The 23922-nt window shown below is 46.4% G+C and carries 24 protein-coding genes, 1 tRNA gene and 1 pseudogene; 15 read left to right on the forward strand and 11 right to left on the reverse strand.

Translation table 11 applies throughout. The features are described from left to right. Positions 1 to 110: 110 nt before the first annotated feature. The 13 genes from ACES2C_RS01880 (at position 111) to ACES2C_RS01940 (ending at position 11944) form a co-directional block, all read left to right on the forward strand. Complete coding sequence (locus ACES2C_RS01880; RefSeq protein WP_374165332.1) at positions 111 to 1523, forward strand: glycoside hydrolase family 28 protein; 1413 nt, start codon at positions 111 to 113, stop codon at positions 1521 to 1523. 44 nt (positions 1524 to 1567) lie between these two features. Continuing rightward, positions 1568 to 1876: a hypothetical protein gene (locus ACES2C_RS01885; RefSeq protein WP_374165333.1), complete on the forward strand. Its 309-nt coding sequence runs from the start codon at positions 1568 to 1570 to the stop codon at positions 1874 to 1876. A gap of 392 nt (positions 1877 to 2268) precedes the next feature. After that, positions 2269 to 3600 carry a glycoside hydrolase family 105 protein gene (locus ACES2C_RS01890; protein ID WP_374165334.1) on the forward strand — a complete coding sequence of 444 codons (1332 nt, stop codon included), beginning with the start codon at positions 2269 to 2271 and terminating at the stop codon, positions 3598 to 3600. 21 nt (positions 3601 to 3621) lie between these two features. Next, positions 3622 to 3903: a hypothetical protein gene (locus ACES2C_RS01895; RefSeq protein WP_374165335.1), complete on the forward strand. Its 282-nt coding sequence runs from the start codon at positions 3622 to 3624 to the stop codon at positions 3901 to 3903. A gap of 175 nt (positions 3904 to 4078) precedes the next feature. Continuing rightward, positions 4079 to 4155 (forward strand) — tRNA-Ile (locus tag ACES2C_RS01900). Positions 4156 to 4452: 297 nt separating this feature from the next. Continuing rightward, positions 4453 to 5676, forward strand: coding sequence for a site-specific integrase (locus tag ACES2C_RS01905; RefSeq protein ID WP_374165336.1), 1224 nt, complete (start codon positions 4453 to 4455; stop codon positions 5674 to 5676). A 4-nt stretch (positions 5677 to 5680) separates the two neighbouring features. Then, on the forward strand, positions 5681 to 6751 hold the full coding sequence (locus tag ACES2C_RS01910; protein ID WP_374165337.1) for a YhcG family protein: 1071 nt from the start codon (positions 5681 to 5683) through the stop codon (positions 6749 to 6751). Positions 6752 to 7514: 763 nt separating this feature from the next. After that, the gene (locus ACES2C_RS01915; RefSeq protein WP_374165338.1) at positions 7515 to 7823 is read left to right on the forward strand and encodes a winged helix-turn-helix transcriptional regulator; all 309 of its coding nucleotides are present in this window, start codon (positions 7515 to 7517) and stop codon (positions 7821 to 7823) included. A gap of 103 nt (positions 7824 to 7926) precedes the next feature. Beyond that, positions 7927 to 8685, forward strand: coding sequence for an SDR family NAD(P)-dependent oxidoreductase (locus ACES2C_RS01920; protein ID WP_374165339.1), 759 nt, complete (start codon positions 7927 to 7929; stop codon positions 8683 to 8685). Positions 8686 to 8802: 117 nt separating this feature from the next. Then, on the forward strand, positions 8803 to 9240 hold the full coding sequence (locus ACES2C_RS01925) for a nuclear transport factor 2 family protein (RefSeq protein WP_374165340.1): 438 nt from the start codon (positions 8803 to 8805) through the stop codon (positions 9238 to 9240). Between the two features lie 228 nt (positions 9241 to 9468). After that, entirely contained in the window at positions 9469 to 10020 is a 552-nt protein-coding gene (locus tag ACES2C_RS01930) for a flavin reductase family protein (RefSeq protein WP_374165341.1), read from the forward strand. Positions 10021 to 10072: 52 nt separating this feature from the next. Then, positions 10073 to 10639, forward strand: coding sequence for a Crp/Fnr family transcriptional regulator (locus ACES2C_RS01935; RefSeq protein WP_374165342.1), 567 nt, complete (start codon positions 10073 to 10075; stop codon positions 10637 to 10639). A gap of 139 nt (positions 10640 to 10778) precedes the next feature. Next, positions 10779 to 11944 (forward strand): IS3 family transposase gene (locus tag ACES2C_RS01940; RefSeq protein WP_374165343.1). Its coding sequence is split into 2 segments (ribosomal slippage): positions 10779 to 11031 and positions 11031 to 11944, totalling 1167 coding nucleotides; the frame shifts between segments, so codons are not numbered across the junction. A 90-nt stretch (positions 11945 to 12034) separates the two neighbouring features. Here ACES2C_RS01940 and ACES2C_RS01945 read toward each other — a convergent pair. The 9 genes and pseudogenes from ACES2C_RS01945 to ACES2C_RS01985 all read right to left on the reverse strand — a co-directional run bounded on the left by ACES2C_RS01945 (position 12035) and on the right by ACES2C_RS01985 (position 21211). Then, positions 12035 to 12937: a helix-turn-helix domain-containing protein gene (locus ACES2C_RS01945; protein ID WP_374165344.1), complete on the reverse strand. Its 903-nt coding sequence runs from the start codon at positions 12935 to 12937 to the stop codon at positions 12035 to 12037. A 21-nt stretch (positions 12938 to 12958) separates the two neighbouring features. Further along, entirely contained in the window at positions 12959 to 13888 is a 930-nt protein-coding gene (locus tag ACES2C_RS01950) for an alpha/beta hydrolase family protein (RefSeq protein ID WP_374165345.1), read from the reverse strand. 418 nt (positions 13889 to 14306) lie between these two features. Next, positions 14307 to 14840 (reverse strand): hypothetical protein, encoded by a 534-nt coding sequence (locus ACES2C_RS01955; protein ID WP_374165346.1) that lies wholly within the window; start codon positions 14838 to 14840, stop codon positions 14307 to 14309. 15 nt (positions 14841 to 14855) lie between these two features. Next, on the reverse strand, positions 14856 to 15389 hold the full coding sequence (locus tag ACES2C_RS01960) for a hypothetical protein (protein WP_374165347.1): 534 nt from the start codon (positions 15387 to 15389) through the stop codon (positions 14856 to 14858). A gap of 209 nt (positions 15390 to 15598) precedes the next feature. Continuing rightward, positions 15599 to 16093: a GNAT family N-acetyltransferase gene (locus ACES2C_RS01965; protein WP_374165348.1), complete on the reverse strand. Its 495-nt coding sequence runs from the start codon at positions 16091 to 16093 to the stop codon at positions 15599 to 15601. A 6-nt stretch (positions 16094 to 16099) separates the two neighbouring features. After that, complete coding sequence (locus ACES2C_RS01970) at positions 16100 to 16897, reverse strand: beta-L-arabinofuranosidase domain-containing protein (protein WP_374165349.1); 798 nt, start codon at positions 16895 to 16897, stop codon at positions 16100 to 16102. Further along, positions 16891 to 19158: a beta-L-arabinofuranosidase domain-containing protein gene (locus tag ACES2C_RS01975; protein WP_374165350.1), complete on the reverse strand. Its 2268-nt coding sequence runs from the start codon at positions 19156 to 19158 to the stop codon at positions 16891 to 16893. Before ACES2C_RS01975 ends, ACES2C_RS01970 begins: the two co-directional genes overlap by 7 nt. Before the next feature lie 578 nt (positions 19159 to 19736). Next, positions 19737 to 20165 (reverse strand): annotated as a pseudogene (locus ACES2C_RS01980) (transposase); the annotation flags it as partial. Between the two features lie 197 nt (positions 20166 to 20362). Next, a complete protein-coding gene (locus ACES2C_RS01985) occupies positions 20363 to 21211 on the reverse strand; it encodes a DUF2911 domain-containing protein (RefSeq protein WP_374165351.1) in 849 nt (282 codons plus the stop codon). A 90-nt stretch (positions 21212 to 21301) separates the two neighbouring features. Here ACES2C_RS01985 and ACES2C_RS01990 point away from each other — a divergent pair, with 90 nt between their 5' ends. After that, positions 21302 to 21940, forward strand: a complete 639-nt coding sequence (locus ACES2C_RS01990) for an HAD family hydrolase (RefSeq protein WP_374165352.1) — start codon at positions 21302 to 21304, stop codon at positions 21938 to 21940. 461 nt (positions 21941 to 22401) lie between these two features. Continuing rightward, positions 22402 to 22707, forward strand: a complete 306-nt coding sequence (locus tag ACES2C_RS01995; protein WP_374165353.1) for a phosphoribosylpyrophosphate synthetase — start codon at positions 22402 to 22404, stop codon at positions 22705 to 22707. Here ACES2C_RS01995 and ACES2C_RS02000 read toward each other — a convergent pair whose 3' ends face one another. Beyond that, positions 22708 to 23724, reverse strand: a complete 1017-nt coding sequence (locus ACES2C_RS02000; protein ID WP_374166892.1) for a proline dehydrogenase family protein — start codon at positions 23722 to 23724, stop codon at positions 22708 to 22710. It abuts the gene before it with no gap. Then, positions 23661 to 23912: a hypothetical protein gene (locus tag ACES2C_RS02005; RefSeq protein ID WP_374165354.1), complete on the reverse strand. Its 252-nt coding sequence runs from the start codon at positions 23910 to 23912 to the stop codon at positions 23661 to 23663. Before ACES2C_RS02005 ends, ACES2C_RS02000 begins: the two co-directional genes overlap by 64 nt. Between the last annotated feature and the right edge of the window lie 10 nt (positions 23913 to 23922).

The raw sequence follows: 23922 nt of genomic DNA on the forward strand, positions 1-23922 counted from the left end.
CAGGGGGCGTGCTGACCGGCCTACATCCTAAAATATTTGTATTTTTCGCCCGCTGATCAGTTTGACGGATCAGGAGGGAATCAAATTAATCAGGGAACACACTTTAAACGATGGATTTTAAACAACACTTAGCAAAACTCACTTTATTGGTGGCAGGAGTTCTCCTTTTGACGGCATCTTCGCCAAAGGACGAACCCAGGGTATGGACGTCGGGCAGCCAGCCTTTGAAAGAGATGGAGCAGGTGCGCAAGCTGATCAAGGCGCCTGTATTCAAGAACAAGGACTTCAACATTACCGATTATGGCGCCAAAGGCGATGGCGTCACTAAAAACACAGAAGCTTTCAGAAAAGCCATTGAGGCCTGTAACAAAGCTGGTGGCGGACGGGTAATTGTCCCGGCAGGTAAATTCTTTACCGGACCTATTTACCTGAAAAGCAATGTCAACCTTCATCTGCAAGACAATTCGGTGATCATCTTTTCGAGGGACACGAAAGACTATCCGCTGGTGCTGGTCCGCTGGGAAGGGATGGACTGCATGAACTATTCGCCGCAGATCTATGCTTATGGGGAGGAGAACATTGCTGTGACCGGTTCCGGACTCCTGGACGGGAATGCCGACCAGAATAATTGGTGGCCCTGGAAGAGAGGAACCCCCAGCCAGGCAAAAGCAAGGGACAGCCTGCATGTACTGATGCGTCAGAAAGTTGATCCGCGGAAAAGAGTATTCGGCGACGGCCACTATTTGCGGCCATATATGCTACAGCCCTATAACTGTAAAAACCTGCTGATCTCGGGTGTCAGAATGATCAATTCTCCGATGTGGTTCATCAGCCCCGTGATGTGCGAAAATGTGACGATTGAAAAGGTACGGGTTGAATCGCACGGCCCGAATACGGACGGCTGTGATCCTGATGCCTGCCGGAATGTGCTGATCAAGGATTGTTATTTTGATACGGGCGATGACTGCATCGCTATTAAGTCGGGTCGTGATGAAGACGGACGGGGCTTCGGAAGGCCGGCAGAAAATCACATTATCGAAGGTTGTATAATGAAAGACGGCCATGGCGGTATTGTGATCGGCAGCGAAATTGCTGGAGGAGCACGCAATATTTACGCAATTAACTGCAAGATGAGCAGTCCGGAGCTCGACAGGGTACTGCGCATCAAGACCAGCTCATCGAGAGGAGGCATTATCGAGAACGTATTCATGAAAGATGTGCAGGTGGGCACCTACAAGGATGCGGCCATCTGGTTCAATATGTTCTACGAAAATCCTGGAAAATACATCCCGACTATCCGCAACATCTGGGTTGAGAACCTCGATGTGGAAGCAGGAGGAGATTTTGCAATCTATGCGCGTGCTTACAAGGAATCTCCTGTGCAGCACCTTAAACTCGTGAACTGCAACATCAGGGGAGTTAAAAAAGCCGTGGACGCTGATCATGTGAAAGATGTTGACTTGCGTAATGTGAAGATCAACGGGCAGGTATTTACACTTCCAGCAAGTCTTAAGAACAAATAGAAGTTCAGACAGCCAACGCAGGGAGACGGAAGATCCTTGTCTCCTTGCCTGGCTGCCACAAAAGGAACAAGGGAGTTGGCGGTCTTCGTGTTGAGTTTTATGCTTTCCTGCCAGTTACTGTAAGAAGGCTGCTGCCTGAAGCAGATAAGGCGGAGGAGGAAGACGGGTCTGATCAGCACCTTTTGTGTGAAGCACATAAGGTGCAGGCGGAAGGCGCGGTCGCCAGGGGTGAGACGCAGACTGTCGGGGGACTGTTGCCTGAAGCAGATAAGGTGCAGGCGGAAGGCGGGGATATGAGGTCTGATAAGCACCTGTTGTATGAAGCAAATAAGGCGGAGGAGGAAGACGGGTAGCCAGGGGTGATACGCAGACTGTCGGGGGACTGTTGCCTGAAGCACAGGGGCGGAGGAGTGGCTGCAAAGCTTGGCCTCGTCGACTACCTGCATCGAGGTGCAGAAGCAAGGATTTCTCTCCGAAGCTAGCTTCGTTTCAGATAAAGGAGATCAAAGCAGTGGCACGGATAAGTCTTCGTCTCCGACCGTAAAGATTTAGAACTGCCTTATTTTTAAATAAATGAACGAAAAGCAGTGGCGCACATACGGACGTGATCGAAGATGAAGTACAGTGCGGTCACAGCGAATTTTTTCCGATTAGACTGGGCTCATTGTGCACGGTGTTCGGCGAGGGAAAAAGTCCTTGTATGTTTCTTTCCTGCTCAGTCAAAAAGTATTAATTTGAATCAATAATGAAACAATATCTTTTCTTTCTTGCCTGTATTCTCGCCAGCTGCAGCACTCCGCTTAAAAAGCTGGAGCAGGAGCGCCTTTATTCGCAAAAAATGGTGGAGGGTCGTGCTCTGAAAAGCTTTTACACCAACCGGACTGAACAGGAGCTGGCCAAAGCACACTGGGACTACGTACCCGGACTTGTAGCTTTCAGCGTAATGAAAGCCTGGGAGCAATATCCCCAAAAGGAAGAATACTATAAGGCAGTAAAGGCTTATGCCGACTTTTGTTTAAAAGGACAGGATACAGTAGCAGTCGGCAAGAGCAATATTGATGACCTGGCAGCGGGAAAGATCCTTTTTACACTCTATCAAACTGAGCTTAAGAAGGGAAATACGGCCGAGGCTAACCGCTATAAGAACTGTGCGACCTTCTTACGAAACAAGCTCAAATACCAGCATAGCCGCATTGCTGCTTCACTGCCAGGAGCGGGCGGTTTCTTCCACAAGGCTCAATACCCTAACCAGATGTGGCTTGACGGCCTGTACATGGGTCCGGCACTGTATGCGCAATGGCAGGGCGTTTTTGGTACGGAAACCGGCGAGGCAGACAATCAGCAATCGTGGGATGATATCGCCCTGCAGTTTAAGACAATCAATCAGTTCACGTATGACCGTGAGAAGCAGCTGAATTATCATGGCTGGAGTGCCGCTCCGGAAGATGAGAATTCCTTCTGGGCAAAAAAGAACGGCCCTTACAAAGGTACCTCTCCTGAATTCTGGGGACGCGGGATGGGCTGGTATTTTGCGGCGCTGGCAGACGTGCTGGAAGTGATGCCGAAAGACCATAAAGATTATGCAGCTTTATCGGGCATTTTGAATCAGGTTGCTGCGGGACTGGCGCGCTATCAGGACAAGCAAAGCGGTTGCTGGTATCAGCTTCTGCAATATGACGGCTCCAAAAAAGCGGACAACAAGGGGGATGTGCTTGCAGCAGAGACTTTCAATCAATGCGATAAGGCGAACTACCTTGAGTCATCGGCATCGTCAATGTTCACGTATGCCTATTTTAAAGGAGTGCGTCTGGGTATCCTCGACAAAAGCACGTATCTTCCGATTGCCAGGAAAGCATACCGGGGCCTGGTAAGCAGCTTCATCCGGCAGGGCAACAACGGGCAAATCAGCATTATCCAGTCTTGTGCATCTGCAGGCCTTGGGCCCGCAAAGGATAAGTCAAGGACCGGAACCGTCAACTATTACCTCTGCGGGAAAGATGTAAGCGTTACCGGGAATGAAGGCAAAGCAATCGGGCCTTTTATTCTGGCCAGCCTGGAATACGAAAGGGGAAAATAAGGAAGATGCATCGTCCCGATCATGAAGCTTATATTCATATTAACTATCATCCTGGTCTATCTGTTATTCGTTATCAGATATACGGTGAAGATATGCACTTCTCCTCTGCTATCGCGAGGACAGAAGGTCCTTCATATTGCTCTGACCTGGCTTCTTCCTTTCCTGTGGATCCCTGTAGTCAGATATGTCCTGTTTTCGACGACGAAGGGCTCCTTTGAAATTGACGTCAAAAATGACGAAAGCACCAACAACTATTATGAAAGCGGAAAAGGAGCACCGGGCTCAGGCATAGGCTTCAAGTAACATTAAGTACCGCAAGTTCGCGTCAAACTGTTCGGGTACATTTTGTTTCGCGGTGAATGCGCACACGCCTTTCGCTCAAGGACCGTCCCCCTTTTCCATTCTTTTTGAATACTTTTTTGAGAAATAGAAACGATTAAGTACATTTGCACACGCAAAAAACAAATAGTTTTAAGCAGCGCCTATAGCTCAGTCGGTTAGAGTAGAAGACTCATAATCTTTTGGTCCCTGGTTCGAGCCCAGGTGGGCGCACCAAAGCACCTCCCAAAGAGGATCAAACGCCTGTAAATTATCTGATTTACGGGCGTTTCTGTTTTAACGCCTACCAATCTTTCCCAAAGTTTCCCTATCTGTCTGGTACCTATCAGAGTACCTCTTTTTAGTTTTTACTTTTGAGGCACTCTAACATGGTGTAACTATCTGTAAAAAAGAGAGTTGCATGGGTTTAAATTGCGATAATTTGACCCGTTTTGCGCCTGTTTGATACGGCTGTCCGGTACCTGTTTTCAGGTGCCGAATGCCAAAGAGTATGAAAACGTATCAAATAAGATTATGAAAACAACAAGCACATTCGGGGTTCATTTCAAGTTACGCTCCGACAAAATGAAAGACGGCATGGCTCCGGTTCACTTAGGACTGGTTATCAATGGAGAGAAAAGCTATATCTCTCTGAAAAACTACCAGGTGGAGGTTAAGCATTGGGACAAAGACAGAGGTTCCGGCAAAAGGACCTCTGCTGAAGGTCGAAAAATCAACGAGTATCTCGAAGACGTCCGGATGAAGGTACGGGACTGCTATCAGGACTTGCAGTCGAAAGGCCGAATTATTTCGATGGAAACGTTTAAAGATGCTTTCCTGGGAAATGGAGACCCGGAATATACACTTCACAGATTGATCATCTATCATAACGAGCAGGCCAAAACGGTATTGGAATGGAGCACTCTGAAGCACTATTATGTTACTCAACGGTATTTAGAAAAATTTCTGCAAGGCCAGTTCAAAAAGAAGGACATCTTTCTACATGAGATCAATTATAAGTTTGTTGTAGACTTCGAATGCTACCTGAGGAATCATAAGCCTATTGATCATCAAAAACCAATGAATAATAATGGCGTGATGAAGCATTTAATCCGTTTGCGGAAGCTAACGAACCTGGCGATAAAACTGGAGTGGATTAAAAATGACCCGTTTAAAAACTATAAGTTTAAATACCAGAAGATTGAGAAAGACTTCCTTACGGAGAAGGAGCTTCAGAAGCTTGAGAAAAAATCGTTCATGGTGGACCGTCTCAATATGGTGAAAGATTTGTTTGTCTTTTGCTGCTATACCGGATTGGCCTATGTGGATGTGATGAATCTTACCTCCGATCACATTATTACAGGTATTGATAACGGCAGATGGATCAAGACCTTTCGCCAAAAAACTCTGACTCCAGTAAACACTCCTTTGCTACCCAAAGCTCAGTCCATCCTGCAAAAATATGCTGATGATCCCAGAGCGATAGCAAATAGGAAATTGTTTCCCTCTTTGTCGAATCAGAAGGTCAACAGCTATTTGAAAGAAATAGCCGATATCTGCGAGATTAAAAAGAACCTAACGTTCCATGTAGCGCGACATACCTTCGCAACCACGGTAACTCTCTCCAACGGTGTTCCCATTGAAACCGTCAGCAAGATGCTAGGGCATACAAAAATTGCTACTACTCAGATTTATGCCCGTGTATTGGAAAAGAAAATAAGTGATGACATGGCTAAGCTTCGCCTCAAATTAGGATAGTGGTATGGAAGAAAATCAATCGTATCTGCAGCTAATCAGGGAATTAAAGCAGAACATAGTTCACAGCCGGTATGAAGCTTCAAGGTTGGCTAACCGGGAGCTCCTAAAACTTTATATGAGTACAGGCATAAAATTGTCTGAGAGGGTCGCTTCAGAAAATTGGGGTGCAAAAATAATAGGTCAACTGGCTTTAGATCTGCAAAAAGAGCTTCCCGGACTGAGAGGATTCTCTCGCAGGAACCTGATGAATATGAAGCAGTTTGCTGAAGCCTATATGAATACCTACTTTATGCAGTTAGCGACTGCACAAATAACTGATTTTCGAATTGTGCAGTCGGCGACTGCACAATTGCAAAGTGATGTGGATTTATTCTTTTCGGTCAGTTTTACGCATCATCTGCTGCTATTAAACAAATGTAAAAACCTGGAGGAGCGTTTGTTTTACATCCGACATGCCGCAACCCAATTCTGGTCGGTATCGATTTTAGAGCTTAAGATTGCCGAGAATCTGTATAAGCATCAGGGGACGCTACCGAATAATTTCGAAGCTACTGTTTCAAAAGATTTGAAGGATACGGCTCTGCAAGTATTTCGGGATGAATATCTGTGGGACTTTATGCAGCTGGAGGGATCGGAAGATGAACGTTCCATCGAAACAGAAATCGTTAACAATATTCGAAAGTTTATTCTGGGCCTGGGAAAGGGATTTGCTTTCCTGGGAAACCAGTTCCGGCTCGAAGTTGACGGACAGGAGTTTTTTATTGATCTGCTCTTCTACAACCGGCACCTGCAGTGTTTGGTAGCTTTCGAGTTGAAGCGAGGAAAGTTTAAACCGGAATATGCCGGACAGCTTAATTTCTACCTTAATGTGTTGGATGATAAAGTGAAGTTACCGCATGAGAACCCGAGCATAGGAATAATTCTGTGTAAGGAAAAATCTAACACCGTTGTAGAGTATGCTTTTCGATCGGTCAGTAATGCGATGGGAGCTGCTACTTTTAAAACCACCCGGCATATCCCCGACGAGTTAAGAAAGTTTTTACCGGACGAAGGGAAACTATCGAAGCTACTGTAGCTATTATGAGGATAAACCATCAGGTGATAATCTGCTAAGCCACCAGAATCGAAGAAGAGAAATCAGTCAAGAGAATGTGGAATAAATAGCAAAGCGGTTTATGCCGCAAAAGCTCTTTACTGCTTCTTCTTCGTGGGTTAGCTTTGCTGCGGCAGATTAGCATACTGTTTGGGGAATGAGACTGCGAGGAAATGGCCCTTTTTTTCAACGATGAACGTTTAACCATAAATTAATAGTCAAACTTTACAGCACGTAGGTTGCTTAAAAAGCACGAAAAACAATTAGCACTCATTCGGATCTTTTTGTTTTCGGCAGCTACCCCAGCCTAACTTATGTAGATGCTATCAATCTGAAGCACGATAACATTGTAGAAGCTGTTTACAGTGAGATGTGGGTGAGAACTTGCAGGCAGAATACTGATATTCCGTTAACACGCCGCTATTACCCAAAGCGGTAGAAATCCTCAAGAAATATAAAAGCAATCAAAGAGCTTACTCACCAACACCGTTTTTCCGGTAGTTTCCAATCAGAAGGTTAATGCTTATCTTAAGGAGATTGCTGAGGTGTGTGGCATTAAAAAGAATATTACTTTCCATCTCAATCAAACCACTTGATAACAGCTATCAGTTGCAGATCCTGGATTTTATATTGCCTATACAGTAAATTGAATTTAATGTATCGGTTACTCTTGAGGGACAACCCGATCTCCTGAATATTGAAGCGTATTACCTTACCACCGGAGGCAGTTTCTGGAGAGCGATATATGAGGGTGAACTGGTGGGACCATCGAAAAAGATTTAAGGAGATTACCAGGGATGTGCAGGGTATCACTGATAAGTCCCTGTCAAAAGAGTTGAAATTGCTACAGGCGAATAAGCTAGTTATACGGGAAGTTAAAACCGTGATTCCGGCGACTGTTCAATACATGGCCACCGAACATGGCCGATCTGTAAATGAGGTTCTTTATGCACTTTGGGATGGGGCCTTGCTCATCGTAAAGAAGTCCTTGAAAGATGAAGTAAAGTTATTTGGAGATTTTTTAATGCTGCCAACAGATAAGACCGTAACCTAAGCAGATCACGAAAAGATACTTAAATACTATTTTTTACCATTTGGTAAATAGCATTTCTGTTTAGTACCCGAAATTGGCATTGGACACTTAATATAACAAAATCATGAAAAACAGAAATTCAGAATTTGAAGGTAAGGTAGTTGTCGTTACCGGCGCGGCGAGCGGTATTGGTAAATCAACTGCCATCTTATTCCATGAAATGGGTGCAAAGGTTGTAGCTGAAGATTACAACGCTGATGTAAAAAATCTCGCAACCGATTACAAGAATATATTTCCGTTTGTCGGCGACGTCACCCTGGAAGAGACTGCTGTAAACGTAATAGCGTTTGCTATAGAAAAATTTGGTCAACTGGACGTCCTGGTCAATAACGCTGGGCGCATAGTCAACAAACTTACCGTTGATACTACACTGGAGGAATGGAATATGGTATTCGACACGAACACAACAGGTGCATTCTTGCACTCTCGGGAAGCACTTAAAGCGATGATACCCAACAAGAGCGGCGCAATAGTCAATATCGCCTCTTATGCCTCTTTTTTTACCTTTCCGACCATTGCTGCCTATGCCTCCTCAAAGGGCGCACTGGCTCAGCTAACCAGGACAAGCGCGCTCGAGGCCATTGAGCATAATATACGGATCAATGCGATCGGTGTTGGTGACGTCGTTACCAATCTTATTAATGAGATCAACCCCCAGGGGCGGGAGTTCCTCGCCGATCATGGCAAAAAAGCACCTATTAAGCGGGCCGCAGAACCAGAAGAAATTGCCGAAGTAGTTGCATTCTTGGCGTCCGACAGAGCAAGTTTTATAGTAGGTTCTGTTGTTATGGCCGACGGTGGAATGAGCGTCGTGATCCAGTAATTAATATCATCTACATATGGGGCGTTGACGTGTGACATAACTGTGCATGTCTGTTTTAGCATTTTCGTGTGTCACACACCACCAACTCGACCTGATTTCCATTAACTTTTCACGAATATGGCAAACAAAGAAAATATTGAGATAATTCGCGGCCTATATAAAGCCGTGAACGAAAAGGACCTGGAGTATATAAAGAATCTAGGTGCACCAAACAGCGAATGGCGCGAGGTTCCTTTCGATCTTACAGTGAAGGGGACGAATGCGATCGTTGATCCTTGGGCGGCCTGGTTCAGGATATTTCCTGACGCTACTTGTGAAGTCCAGGTGTTAAGCGGCCTGGGCGATTACGTGATCGCCCAGGGAATCGGTCGCGGAACCCACAAGGGCACGTTCGATTCACCTGCTGGTCAGCTTGAACCGTCTGGTGCCGCCATGCAAACAAATTTTTGTGATGTGTACAAACTCGAAGATGGAAAGATCATAAGGGCCGACTCTTATTTTGATTTCTATGGCGTCCTCAAGCAGTTGGCGCCGCAGAAAGTGGGGCTTATATAGTGGAAGCGGCAGGAAGCAGGGACCTGACACAGTAGTTGGGTCCTTACTTTCAACCCTTGCACATTCGCCAAATAAAATAATGTTGTAGAAGTTTGCATGTATAGTCTGAGCGGTCACTGTCTGATAAAGCAATTTGGAAAATAACGGCAGATAGCCTTTATCTTTATGTACTCTCAATGGTGAAAATGGATTTATAATTACTCAGAACGAACTTTAAAACAGAGTGAAATGGAAGATCTTCCACTGAATAAGGTAGTGCGGCTATTGGAGCCCGGACCTTTGGTGCTCGTTATCACGAGCTATCGGGGTAAAAATAATATTATGACCATGGGGTTTCACATGATGGTGCAGCATGATCCGCCTTTAATTGCGTTTGTACTCGGACCATGGGACTTTAGTTATAATGCGCTTGTCAAAAGTAAGGAATGTGTTATCGCAATCCCGGGGGTAGATTTAATGGAAAAAGCCGTAGATATCGGGAACTGCAGTGGCGAGCATTTAGACAAGTTCAAAGCGTTCAATTTAGATGGGCTGAATGGAGAACAAGTAAAACCACCGCTGCTCAAACAGTGTATTGCTAATATTGAATGTAAAGTTGTCAATACGCAATTATCTAAGAAATATAATTTATTCGTGGTTGCCGCAGTGAAAGCATGGATTAACAAGGACAGAAGTGAAGAGCCCATATTTCACCATAAAGGTGACGGAACGTTCAGCATCGATGGTCAAACAAAAGATATGAAAGACCGCATGACCAAATGGAAGGAGATAACGGAATAAGTTCGACAAAGTTTAACTATCGCCGGTAAATGATATTTTTTAGAATGTATTCATGGAAGAACTGATTCAATACATCCTGCAGTTTGGAAATCTTAACAAACAGCAACTGGATCTCATCGTGAGTAAGGGGGAAACACTGGAATTAAAAAAAGACGAATATTTTTCTGAAGCCGGAAAAATTCCCCGGCAGGTTGGATTCGTAGTTGAGGGTGTTATCCGTGGCTGTTATTACAATAATAAGGGCGAAGAAATTACACGCTGTTTTATCAGTGAAAACAGCTTAGTCTGTGATTATGTCAAGTTTGAGGCAAACGCTTCATCTTCCGAGTATCTTCAGTGCATTACCGATTGTCGCCTTATTGTGTTTTCCAAAAAACACTGGGAAGAACTGTCACAAATCATCGTTGGGTGGGACAACATTAAAAACAAAATGGTGCAACTCTGTATGTATCAAAAATCGAGGAAAGGTCCTGTAATATCACAAGATGCTACTACAAGATATTCGGAGTTCATTGATAATTACCCATTGCTCGTTAACCGGATTCCTTTGTCACACATCGCGTCATATATAGGAGTAACGCAACAATCCCTTAGCAGAATACGGAAGAATATTAAATAATTTCGATTTTATCATTTGGTAAATACCGCTGCTCTTGAATGCTCCAATTTTGTAATGAAATTAAATAATTACAAAAAATTGTAATCTTCCCTAAAAACAGCTACGGAAATAAATGTAGTAGTTTTATAAATTTAGGGTAATGAAAAAATCAACTTTCACAGAAGCACAAATCATTAAGATCCTGTCTTTACAGGAGTCCGGAAGGAGCGTATCAGATATCTGCAGGGAGCATGGCATCAGCCAGGGGACCTATTACAATTGGAAAAGCAAATATTCTGGAATGGATCTGTCCCAGCTTAAGCAGATGAAGGAGATGGAGAAAGAGCTTTCCCAGTATAAAAAGATCGTAGCCGAACAGGCGCTTCAAATAACGGTTTTAAAGGATGTGATCGAAAAAAAGCTCTAGGGCCTGCCGAAAAGCGGGAGCTTGTTGGATACGCCAGAGAAACGTATCGGATGAGCCTTCGGCAGGCCTGTATGCTGTTCATGATCAGCACATCAGTCTATTACTATAAAGCAAAGAGGAAAGACGACTCTGAGGTGATCGAGCAGCTATCCTTGCTGGCTGACCTTCACAAGACGTGGGGATTTTGGATGATGTTTCACCGTCTGAGGAAGTTACAGTATATGTGGAACCATAAGCGGGTATACCGCATCTATACAGCTATGCGACTGAATCTGCGTAGCAAAAGAAAGAAGCGGCTTCCCGCTCGTGTTAAGATGCCTTTAGTGTGTCCCATTGGTCCCAATATTACCTGGAGTCTGGACTTCATGCATGATACACTGGCTAATGGTAAGACCATCCGTACACTTAACGTGATTGACGATTTTAACCGGGAAGCTCTTTCCATTGCTGTAGATACCGGACTCCCGGCCCAAAGGGTCATACGCGAGCTGGAACAGTTAATCGAGTGGAGAGGCAAGCCTGAAAAGATCCGATCTGACAATGGGCCCAAGTTTGTGGCTGGCATTTTAAGCCAGTGGTGTCAGGGCCAGGGGATTGAGTGGGAATATATCCAGCCAGGAAAGCCCACCCAAAACAGTCTGGTCGAGCGCTTTAACAGAACCTTTCGCCCCGATGTACTGGACAGTTACATGTTTGATAGTTTGGCTGAAATCAGGAAGTATGCCCAGGCTTGGGCATGGATGTATAATAACGTGCGGCCACATTCGTCCCTTGGTCACCTCACTCCAGTGGAGTTCCTGTTGAAATATGGAAAACTCTCCGAGTTTCCCACATTACAACAGGATAATAACAATAGTAATTTCCACTGGGATTCTTTAGTTTTGAATGTAGCTAGCTAGGGGAAGATTACACTCGCTGTTGCCCGGAAAGAAAAGCAGCCGGTAGAGCCCCAAGAAATTGCAGATGTATGTAAACTGTTTCGACCATGCTTAACTGAAAGAACGCCTGAAATCCAAAGGCGATACACTGGTTTTCAGCTTGAAAAGTTTACTAAAGGACTGGGGATGTTCGAACCCCAATTCATACGCTATTTCACTTATCGAAGCATCGCTCGTCGATAACTGTTCCTTCGCCTTTTCAATCAGGTGATTATGAATGTGCTGTTGTGTATTTTGCCCGGTAAGTGATCGCAGCATATCGCTTAAATAACTTGCACTGACGTTTAGCTGCGCAGAAAGAAATTGGACAGTTGGAAGCCCCTGCTTTTTTGCGTGTGGCGACTGAAAGTAGCCGCGTAAAATATCTTCTACCTTTTGAAGGAGATCGCTGCTTACCGCCTTACGGGTAATGAATTGCCGGCTGTAGAACCGGTTGGCATAATTCAGCAGCAATTCGATCTGAGAAATAACAACATCCTGGCTGAAATTATCAATCCTGCCTTTTAATTCTTCTTCAATACTTTCAAAAACAGAAATGATCGTGGTCTTTTCTTTTTCCGATAAGTGCAGGGCTTCATGGACAGAATAGGAAAAAAAACCATACTCCTTAATCTTCCTGGCGAGTTCGTGACCCAGTAAAAGATCCGGATGGAAAAGTAAGGTGTAACCAGACTGATCACTGAGCGGTGCGTGGCCCCCTGTGATCTGATTAGGTGAAACAAAAAACATCCCACCTTCATCGAAATCGTAGTAATGCTGCCCGTATTTGAACTTCCCCTGGAAGTTCATCTTATAGGAGATCTTGTAAAAATTCAAAATGTGGGGACTGGGAAGTCTTTCGAGCGGAATGGTCCCTGCAGCATTATTTATTAAACTTACCAATGGGTGCACAGGTGCCGGTATGTCCAGCGCCTTATGCAACCTTGATAAGGAATTGAATCTATGATTAGACATCTCATCCTTCATATTATCCGTTTATAATTTGCTTTCAATGCTGCCTAAGGCACCCTGTACGCCGTTAAGGCTTTTCTTTGCTTGCTCCCAACTCAAATCATTCGGGTCGAATGTACTCCGAATATACGCAAGAATGCTTTCACATACAAAAGCAACACGCTCCGGATTTTCATCGCTTGTCTCGAGGGCATCATACCCTGATATGCCGCCAAAGATGTGTTCGGCGCCAAACACGGTCAGCAGATCCTTCGGGCCCGGACTTTGATAATAAGCGTCGGCACGCCAGTTGTCTAGATCAGAGAACATGAGGTTTTTGTCCTTGTCCCCGTTGACAATGAGCGCTGGTAAAGCCATAGAGCTGAAATTGGAAGCCGCCATTACAGGATAATGATGTCTGGCTGCTCCGTTCAATCCTTCAGGACCGCCAGGTAAGCCAATCATTACAGGTGCTTTTATCCTTGGTTCTGTCAAACTCACTATTTTACCCGTTGAGGGATCTGTCACTTCCATGCCGGCCAGCATGGCTACGGTATGGCCGCCTAAAGAATGGCCAATAGCAGCAACCTTTGCTTTATCAACCCTTCCTGTTAACCCTGGTACTGTGGAAATAATTTCGTCCAAATGATCCAGGATAAATTTCATGTCTGCGGGCCGCGAACTCCAAAACAAGGGTGCTTCAGGAAGCGATGAAGAAAGCCCGAGTGCTTTGGAATTTTGATGAGTAGGTTGAATTACAACAAACCCTTGTGCTGCAAAAAAATCAACAACGGGGGCATAACCCCGGTATGAAGAGAGAAAGTTAGAGGCGCCATGCCCATGCGAAAGAAGAATGACAGGCAGGTTATTTCCGCTTGCGGGAGCAGAAACTTTTATTTCAAGGTCTACATGACGGCCGGGGACAGGTAATACAACCGGACTAAAGCTGATAATGGGTGTTTGTGACTGTTTCATTTTATTATTGATTGAATTTTGATATCGGCAAAGGTCATCAGCTTTCGACTCCCTGGCGTAGTAAAATCGGGGCATTACTTAGCCAAACTGCGGAAAAGGTTTTAAAACGATTGTTATTTGTAATTTCATCTTGCTCCGGCGCAAGTCCACCAATACCGGGCGCGATCGATTTAATTCGTAAAAGCTCTTGTTTGGAGGAAACGAAAGCCCTTTGCTTATCAAAGGAATGGGGTTTATCTTAGACCTCAGCACTGAAAAATTCACACCCCTCCTGCTATAGGCGGGAAAATCAAACGGCTACCTTCCTGACCTTAGTTTTTCACCTAAAGCATTCCAATTGTATGTATATGCTCACGGTAAGCGGGGGCAGTCCATTTCAAAAGCAATAGCCCTTGTATTTTTCCCAGCCCTGCCGGGGTCAAACACTAACCGCCCTTTTCTTAGTAGCCAAATAGTATAAATCCCTTTCCAGGTCATACTTCATTCTTTTAACGCTCCTTTTGATTAGAAAATACGGAACTCCTATCATGAATGACGCATGGAGCAGTATAAAGGGCAAAAGCAACGAGGGAAACTCATCACCACCGAATAAGCATACTGATATGAAAATCGAATAGAAGAGAACAAGGCTCACCAATAGCAACTTAGCCTGTGTTTGAAAAGCATTAATTTCCACATTGATCACCAACACACTGCCATGTTCTTCAAAAGCTCCGACTGCTTTAGGGATATTTATGTTCATCTCAAATAGCCGCCTTTTCTTTTTAAGCTCGAACCCTTCAGTCGTTACTTCTCCTTTATACTCATTTTTGCCAGATGAAAACACATCAAAGAAATCTGATTGCATCTCATCTATGTTGTTTCTTAAGAGATCAATAAACTCTGTTCTGCCTATGGGTAATTCTATGGTTACGCTGTCAATAAGCTTAAGCTTTCCTAATATTTCCTCCATCGCTTATACCTTTCGCTACAACTTCTTGTCTTTATTATAAAGGTTTTCTGGCTTATTGGCTCTGATCCAAATACCATACTTCTTATCAGCCACTTCAAACCTGTTCTTCAGTTCATCAGCCGACAAAACCTCCAAACTGATGAATAGCTTTTCATCTAACCCTGATAAATTTCCTTCATAACTTCCTTTTTGCACTTTATCGTTGAGAATATAGCAGAAGGAATTATCATCTCCGTTAGTTGTATAAAGGCTATCATATTTCGCTGAAACACTCTTTAAAAACTTCACGAACCTTCTTCTTGCAAAATTCCTTGTCTCTATCAGTACTACTCCCTGATTAACCTCCCCTCCATAGCTTTTAATCATGGCACTATCTTTTAAAATAGTTACAGATGCTATTGATTGAGGATCATACTTTTGAAGATCAGCCTGGGTCACCTTAACGCTATCAATAAAGAACACAGGGTTGGGACCAAGACGCTTTACTGCTTCTTCAGGTCCTGGTTGAGCATGTAGTTTGATCGAAATAAGTAAGAGAAGGATGATCACCCCGGAGAGTGTAAGGTATCGGTTTATTTGCTGATATTTGAACGTGAATATACAACTCTTCCTGTGATTAAAGATTTTGGAAAGTCTATGCGACTAATGAGAAACCTATACTGACGGCAAGGCGCTTATGGTCCCCCCAATTCTAAGCACCCAGCGAAGAGTTGTCGATCTTCAGAGCCTCTTGCTGACACCATCACAAACGCCCACCCTCAGGCTAACTTACTATACAGGTACTGATCCAAAACCTTCCCGTTCTTGATGACAGCCGATCGTAAAATAGCTTCCTGCCTGAATCCCGCTCTTTCGAGTACCCGCATAGAAGGCGTATTGCCTGCAAATACCCCTGCATACATCCTTATCAGCTGCAGTGTCTCAAAGCCGTATTGTGTAAGCAGCTTTACTGCCTCCGTTCCATAACCTTTTCCCCAGTAGGGCTCTCCAAGCCAGTACCCGATTTCTGCATTGAGGCGATAAACATCTTCCTTCGGAATAACGCTTCCTACTCCCACGAACGTGGCATCATCAAAAATACCAAAAACGTGACCGGCCATGCCCTTTGCTGCCCTCTCCAGAAAAGAGCGGGCATGATCCAGGGTATAGGGATGCGGGAATACATCCATCAGGTTTTGCGCAATGTTCTTGTTGTTAGCCAGCTGCTGGAGCGATTCCGGGTCAACCGACAGTATCGAATTCAGACGAACCATTGTATATCATTTTAAGCTGGCATCAAGATAAACAGAATGCCGCCCATAGGTATCATAAAACGGTCTGAATTCCACACCATCAATAGTGAATTCCAGTTTAGCAGGATCTCCCTTAATGGATGCGCCGATATCCTTCGCGTCGAAAGTAACCTTGCGCCAATCCTTCCGTGCTTCGGGCTCCTGAGCCGCTAATAAGACCGGTCCATAGAACAGGCTCGCGATATTCTGCTGATCCATCACCGGATCAAGGTGGAACTGGAAAGGCATCTTCAGTTCGATAACATCCCCGTCCTTCCAGTTGCGACTAATTTTCAGGTAACTGCCCGGCCGCACATTCAGCTTCTGCTCCTCTCCGTTGATCTTCACAAGAAAGCCCCCCGTGGCCCAGCCTGGCACCCTAACATGCACATCAAATTTTCCACTGCCCTTAATTGCCAGACGTGTATTGTCTTCTTTCGGGAAATTGGTGCTCTGCTCTATCCTTACATTACGCTCAGTCCAGTCTAGCGTCGACGGGATATACAGATTTACATAAAGCCCCTGACTATCCTTCGTTTTGAAATAGATGGAATTCTGCAGTTTGGTATTACTTTCGATAGAGGTGCCGTTACAGCAGGTAAAACCGGTCATATCCGGATTGCCGAACTGCTTAACCGACCCTGGCCTTAACGGCACATGGTAGGTATTTGCAGGGCTGTCCTTATCTACCGAAGCGAGGATGTGATTATATAAGCCCCGCTCATAATAGTCCATATACTCAGCCCGCTGGTCAAAGAGAAAGAGGTCGCTGCTCAGCTTCAGCATATTGTATGTGGCGCAGGTTTCGTTCTGCCCCCTGCTGAGAAACCGTTTTCATACAGGGTGGCGGGCTGGGCCACAAAACATTCGGCATTAGCAGGATGCCGGGCCCCTGCCACTCCCCCAATGCTGTACATATAATCGTTTACTGCCTTATACCAGAAGTTGTCGGCCACCTTGTAATATTCCGGATTGCGAGAAGCACGATAGGTTTCGATGCTGCCTACGATCTGTGGGATATGCTGATTGGCATGCAATCCGCGGAAAAGATCTACATTCTTTGCCAGTCCGTGCGAGTGTGCTGTGTCGCCGAAGAAAACCTTGATATTATCAAAAAGCTGCGCCGTCCGGAGATACTTCTGATTCCCCGTAATTTCATAGAGGCGTGCCATTGATTCGTTCATTCCTCCAAACTCGCCGGCGATGTAGGTATTCCACATCTTAATCAGCGTATCCCCTGGCACCTGACTAAGGCGACCGTACACCCAGTCGCCCATACCCGTGGCTATTTCAAGCGCCTTTTTATTTCCGCTCACATCATACACGTCGATCAGCCCTGCCAGGATCTTATGCAGCGTATAATACGGTGCCCAGATCTGCGTGTTCTGACCTCCGTACTTCGCTCCCTTTTCCAGCATGATAAACTGATCAGGAGGATAAGCGCTAATGAATCCTTTGCCCCAGTTCCAGTAATCGGTCCGGATACCAGTATCACTTAAATCTGAGTCATACCCTGATTTCCCAGGTCCGGGAGGCACTGCTGCCGGATCTGCAACGTGAGGCCCGCCAGCCTCTTTGGCCTCACCGGATAACCGCGACAACTCGTAGAGGCTGTTAACCATGTACTCCATTTTGCGTGAGAAGGTGGCTTGAAGTGCCTTGTCATAACCCGTACCGGCATAAGCCTGGGCGATGGCCGTGAGATAGTGACCCGTAGCATGTCCCCTCAGCTTGGTATCCTGACTATCCCACACCCCCAGCGGCTTCGCTCCTTCCGGCTGCTTCTGGCCAAAAGCGTGCCTGAACATATAGAGAAAAGAATTAGGATCAGTCTGGGCCAGCGTCCTGATAAACTTATCGCGATTCTCGACGAACCGGGTCGGGCGACCCTGGGCGTCGTTCTTTAGTGACACCTGGCTTAGCTTAAAAGCTTGGAGCTGTAGGGCGGGCGCAGCCGGTTTCACCCGATCACGAACGGTTACATGTGCCTTCGGCTGAAGATCTGTTCCCGGCACACGCCCGGTAATGGTGTACTCGCCGGCATTGGCAACGCTGGAATTGTCAACAGGCGCCGGCCAAACCACTCGTACCCTCGGTCCTTTTAATCCGTTCCTGTAGGTTCCCTCTACATAAGCCGGCAAGCGCGGCAAATTACCAGTCTCTGTTTCCACCCTCACATCAGCAACCTGAGTTAAAAAGGCATTGTACAGCTGCGCGTGTGCCGGAGAGAAATGCGGAAGTTCTGCTTCCGGCTCCTCCCTCGTATTCACAGAGCCGTCATTCCCTCCCTTTCGCGCACTATAATAGATCCTTCCAATCTGCCTCCCGCTCAGGGCCACACGGTAGATACGAAAATCATGGATGAGCGCATTCAGAAAAGGGGCAGCAGCCGACAGCGACCGGCCAATGTACAGCTGCCGTTCTCCTGCCTGCCTGCCAAAGACCCGTGCAAGCTCCCCTGGAATATCCTCTGCTTCACCAACAGGGCGACCATTCACGTAAACGATCATCGACTTTGATGAAACGTCGGCCACTACAGCGAGATGAACCCACTTGTTCAGTTCTATTGCCGGCAGCTCAACCCGCTTTAGACTGCCTTTATCAGCTGCTATCCCGGCCTCCATGCCCTGCGCCCGTCCTGTTCCGGCTGGTGCAACAAATAAATGAGCCTTAGAGTCTCTCCCAAAATCAAAAAAGTACTGACCTGATTGTTTTGAGCGGAGGCAGATCCAGCCCGATATACTGAGCGATTCTAAGTCTGTTAAAGCTGCCCCAGGAATGGTCACAAAACTATTCTTGCCGCCTGAAAGTGACAGCACCTTCCCAAACTGATCGTCGTTCACGAAGGTCAGTCCTTCGCCTTGATACCGGCCATGCAAATTATTTCTCGACCAGTCTTTTACATCGCCGTTGAACACATAGCGCGCAATCATTTCTGTTTCGCCGATCCCGTCCAGTATCTGATCTCCATTTTGAGCCATCGCGCTATGGCCACAGCCCACAGCCAGCGCCAGCCAAATTACAACCGGCAAAAAGAGCGTTCGCATTTTCATATTTCTAATCCATGTCATGAGTTCTTTCAAAATGAGATTCTTAGCCTTGCCACCACTCGCTTCCAATTCACGATGAAACTATAAAGAACCGGAGTGTTTCCATACATCTATTTTAACAAATAACCATACGATATTAATTCAAAACGATGCCTGCTCCGTGTGCTTTTTGCGGCAGCAGAGAGGACGTTGAACAAAACTAAGCGGAACCGGTGTAAATTCTGCACGGCGGTGCCAAATGGTGCTATTTGGTGCTGTTTGGCGCTGTTTGGCACACTCAACGAGGGAGCTGTGCGATGTGATCAGAAGCGTTCCGCCCTCAACATGGAGGTGCTTGCCCGGCAAACAGAGCTTCGCCAGGCAAGGTGCCGTACGCGACCTGAGCGCTTCACCTGGAAAGCTGAGGATTACCACACTCTTACCTGAGTCGTACCTGGACTGACGGTTATTCGTCTGTTTTTTTACCGGATGCAAACCCGGCGTCGAAGCAGCGACGGAAAAACGACGGCCAGACGACGAAAAAACGTCGAAGCAGCGACGGAAAAACGACGGCCAGACGACGAAGCAGGGACGGTTCAGGAACGAACATGGAACGAAGCAAAAACGAACAAAAGACGGCAAACCGACGAAAAAACGACGGAAAACCGACGAAGCAGGGACGGCCAGACGACAGCCAAGCGACGATGCAGGGACGACCAGGCCGCGGCCAACCGACGAAGCAACGATTGCTTGGGAACTAACCTGGGACAAAGCAAAAACGAACAGGAGACAGCAAACATTTCACCTTGCCATTTGGCATTGGCGTTTATAGTGGCTAGGTAAATTTGCTTGAGAATGGCCTCTTCCGAAGGGAATGCTCCTTTGGCTTTAGTTACCTTTCGCACCATCCGATGGTAACTTTCGATGGGGTTGGTGGTATAGATAATCTTGCGCAAGGCAGCAGGATACTGGAAAAAGGTAGCTAGCCGATCCCAATTACTCCTCCAGCTTTTAAAGACAAGAGGATACTTTTTAAGAGAGCGCCAGCGGGCGCAAACTTAAGGGCACGCCGAGAAGAAGCAGCAAACCGATTATGGGGCTCAGTAATCCCTCCCTGGCTTCATTAAACCGAACGGGGAAGCAAGCCCCCTCCAGTTTCTGAGGGGGCCGCTTTATGTCAGATAACACTCGGACATGCCGCATTTGGCGGCTATGGAGACGCTTACTTGCCCGCTTCTGCGATCAGCTTCTTGTTTAAAGCCACATAGTCGGGATTCTTTTGCGCTTCCGCCTTTTTCATTGAACTGGTAGCACTGGCGATAGCACCTTTTTTATCACCCTTCTTCAACTGGATCTTTGCTTTCAGGTGCTCCATGTAGTAGGCATCAGGCTGTGCCTTAACTGCTTCATTCACCCAGCTAAGTGCTTTATCTAAATCGAGACCCTTCTCGTAATACCAGCTTGCTGCCTGGAAATAAGGCTTCTTTTCGCCTTTCATGGCCGAGTCAATGGAAGCAAGGATCTTCTGATCAATGTCTGCCTTCACATTAAAGCCTACCATTGCATCTGCCCACAGCAGTTGTATGTCGACGGAGTTGCTCGTCTGATTTGCAAAAAGAATAGTAAAATTCTCAATACTGAATGGGAGCCGTTGAGCAGCAGCGGTAAACCTCACCAGATCATCGGCTTCAGAGTATCCCATGGATCCCCACAGGGTAAGCTTCTTACTTAAAATGAAGGTCCATTGATCTTTGCCGGGAATAGAATACAAGGCATATTCTCCCGCGGGAACAGCTTTGCCGTTTACCGTTACATCCTCTCCAAACTTTATTTTTGTTGGTGAATTAGCACCGGTACGCCACACCTCCCCGTAAGGCACCAGGTCTCCAAAGATCGAACGGCCCCTAACAGCCGGACGGGAGTACGTGACCGAGATGTTCGACAGGGCAAAATCCTGCGTGATGGACTGTGTGGGACTGGCAGCCGGAGTTTTGACTCCCTGTGCAAACCCTGATGCAGTGAATAACAGGGCGACACAAACGCTTGCTAAAATTTTTCTTAGAGATTCCATAAAACAAAGTTAACCGGCAGGCTGACTTTTAGTGTATGTGCCAAAAGATTATCGCAAAAATATTACGGCCGCAGCTCTTACATTTGCTCCATGAAGCATATCAAAAATATCATCTTCGACTACGGGAATGTGATCTTCCTGATCGACTTCCTCAAAACGCAGCATACGTTCACCGAACTGGGGATTGAGAACGTCGACCGCTTCTTTGCTCATGCCGGCCATGATCCGCTCTTTGATGAGTTTGAGCAGGGCAATATTTCTTCTGCAGAGTTTCGCGATGGGATCCGTCGCATCACCGGAAGACCGGAACTAAGCGACAAAGATATTGACGGGGCGTGGACGAGTCTCCTTATCGGAGTGCCGCCCGTCAACCACGAACTTCTGCTGAAGGCAAAGGAGCGCTACCGTACCTTCCTGCTCAGTAACATCAACGAGATCCATCTCGACTATATCACTGACTACCTGAAAAAGGAATATCAGATAGAGTCGAACGACATGTTCTTTGAGAAGGTGTATTACTCGCACCTGGTGCGTATGCGCAAGCCTAACCGGGAGATCTTTGACCTGGTGCTGAACGAGAACAAGCTCAATCCTGCCGAGACGCTTTTCATTGATGATAGTCCGCAGCATCTTAAAACGGCGCAGGAACTGGGTCTCCACACTCACCTGATGACTCGGGAGGATTCACTGGAAAAGTTTCTTTACCGGTCGGGATTGCTGGAAAAGTAAAGCACAGAAAGAGCCCGGAGATCCTTATTACTCCCGCGTTGGAGGGAGACTGGAAGTGCCATCTTTTGCAAGCGCCGTACTTTCCTTCTACTTATTCTTCCCGGGTTGGAAAGAGACTGAAAGTGTCGTCTTTTGCAAGCGCCGTACTTTCCTTCTACTTATTCTTCCCGGGTTGGAGGGAGACTGAAAGTGCCATCTTTTGCAAGCGCCGTGCTTTCCACCTACTTATTCTTCCGGGGTTGGAGGGAGACTGAAAGTGTCGTCTTTTGCAAGCGCCGTACTTTCCTTCTACTTATTCTTCCCGGGTTGGAAAGAGACTGAAAGTGTCGTCTTTTGCAAGCGCCGTGCTTTCCATCTACATATTCTTCCCGGGTTTGAAGGAGACGCCAGAGACGGTGCTCTGCGTTCCGAAGATGGCCCGACGTCTTAAACAAAAGCCGGAGAAGCATTGTTAAACGGGTATGGAAAACTATCAAACTTTGGTGGAAGCCCTGGACGGCTTAAAGAAACAAGGCTACACCCTCGACTTTAACCTGGCTAACGGCGTGCTGCATAACAGTACGGAAAATATAGTACTGCAACCGGAGGACTTTAGCATTAAGGCGATATACCGCTTTGAGGGCATGTCAGATCCTGGCGACAACTCCATCGTATATGCCATCAGTGCAGACAAATACAACGTAAAGGGAGTATTTGTAAATGGTTACGGGGTCTACTCTGACGATATATCCGAAGAACTGTTAAAGAAACTGAATACGCCGGAGTAGTTAAGCCCGGCGTCTTTCTTTTTCCCTGATGATGAGGTTCAGCTCCCGGCTTGTCTGCCCGGCAATAGACGTATTCTCCTGAGCGCGTCTGAAAAGATAAGGCAGCACAGCCTTCACCGGTCCGTAGGGAACGTACTTAGTGACGTTATATCCTGCATCTGCCAGATTAAAACTCAAGTTATCGCTCATCCCCAATAATTGTGAAAAATACAGATGGGGATGGTTATGTGCCAGGCCATACTGATTGATCAGTTCGGCCAGCAGGCGGCAGCTTTGCTCGTTATGGGTGCCCGCTACGAAAGCGGTGTGCTCAATATGCTGAATGCAGAATCGGAGCGCCTCGTTGTACTCACGGTCAGTGGCTTCCTTGCTGTCATTAATAGGTGAAGGATAGCCCAGGCGTTGTGCCCGTTCTCTTTCCTTTTCCATATAAGCCCCTCTTACAAGTTTCGCTCCCAGGATAAATCCGTCGGTCTCGGCCAGGTAAACATCGGCCTGCAGGGAAGCAAGCTTGTCATTGCGGTAGAGCTGGTAGGTATTGTACACAATTGCCTCTTCGCGGTTGTACTGGCGCATCATCTCGATGGCCATATCGTCTATTGCTCCCTGTATCCAGGTTTCTTCGGCGTCGATCATAACGGGTACTTCAAGCTCGTAGGCCAGGCGACAGATCTGGTTCACACGGGCTTTCACCTTAAAATACTCGGCTTGTTCGGCGGTACTCAGTGTCTCTTTAGCTGTAACCTTCTTGAGAAGGCCGAAACGGGCAATACCGGTTGGCTTGAATACCGTGAGCGGAATGCGCTGATCGGTCTTTGCCTTGCGGATAATCGAAAGGATCTCTTCGGTAGTCTGAATAAAGCTCTTCTCGTCCTGTTCGCCTTCTACCGAGTAGTCTAGAATAGTCCCTACTCCTCCCCTTGCCAGCTGTTCAATCGTGCCATCACTTTCCTCTATCGTCTCCCCCCGCAGAACTGTGCAAAAATGGTTTTCTTGATCAGCGGGATTACCGGCAATCCCATTTTTATAGCGCTATTGGTGAGCCCAGGGCCAACTTTAGTCAGAAAATTGCTGCTGATGATTTTGAATAGCCAGTAAGCACGATTGAGATCTTCTTTCGATTTTCCTCTGAAGGCGATCTCGGTATTATTGAAATTGGGAACCTTCAGGTTTCCCGTCTGTACTTCTGATTTACCCTGTGTCATCTGGCTAAAT

This window comes from Arcticibacter sp. MXS-1, from assembly GCF_041902385.1.
In the GTDB taxonomy this organism is placed as follows: domain Bacteria; phylum Bacteroidota; class Bacteroidia; order Sphingobacteriales; family Sphingobacteriaceae; genus Arcticibacter.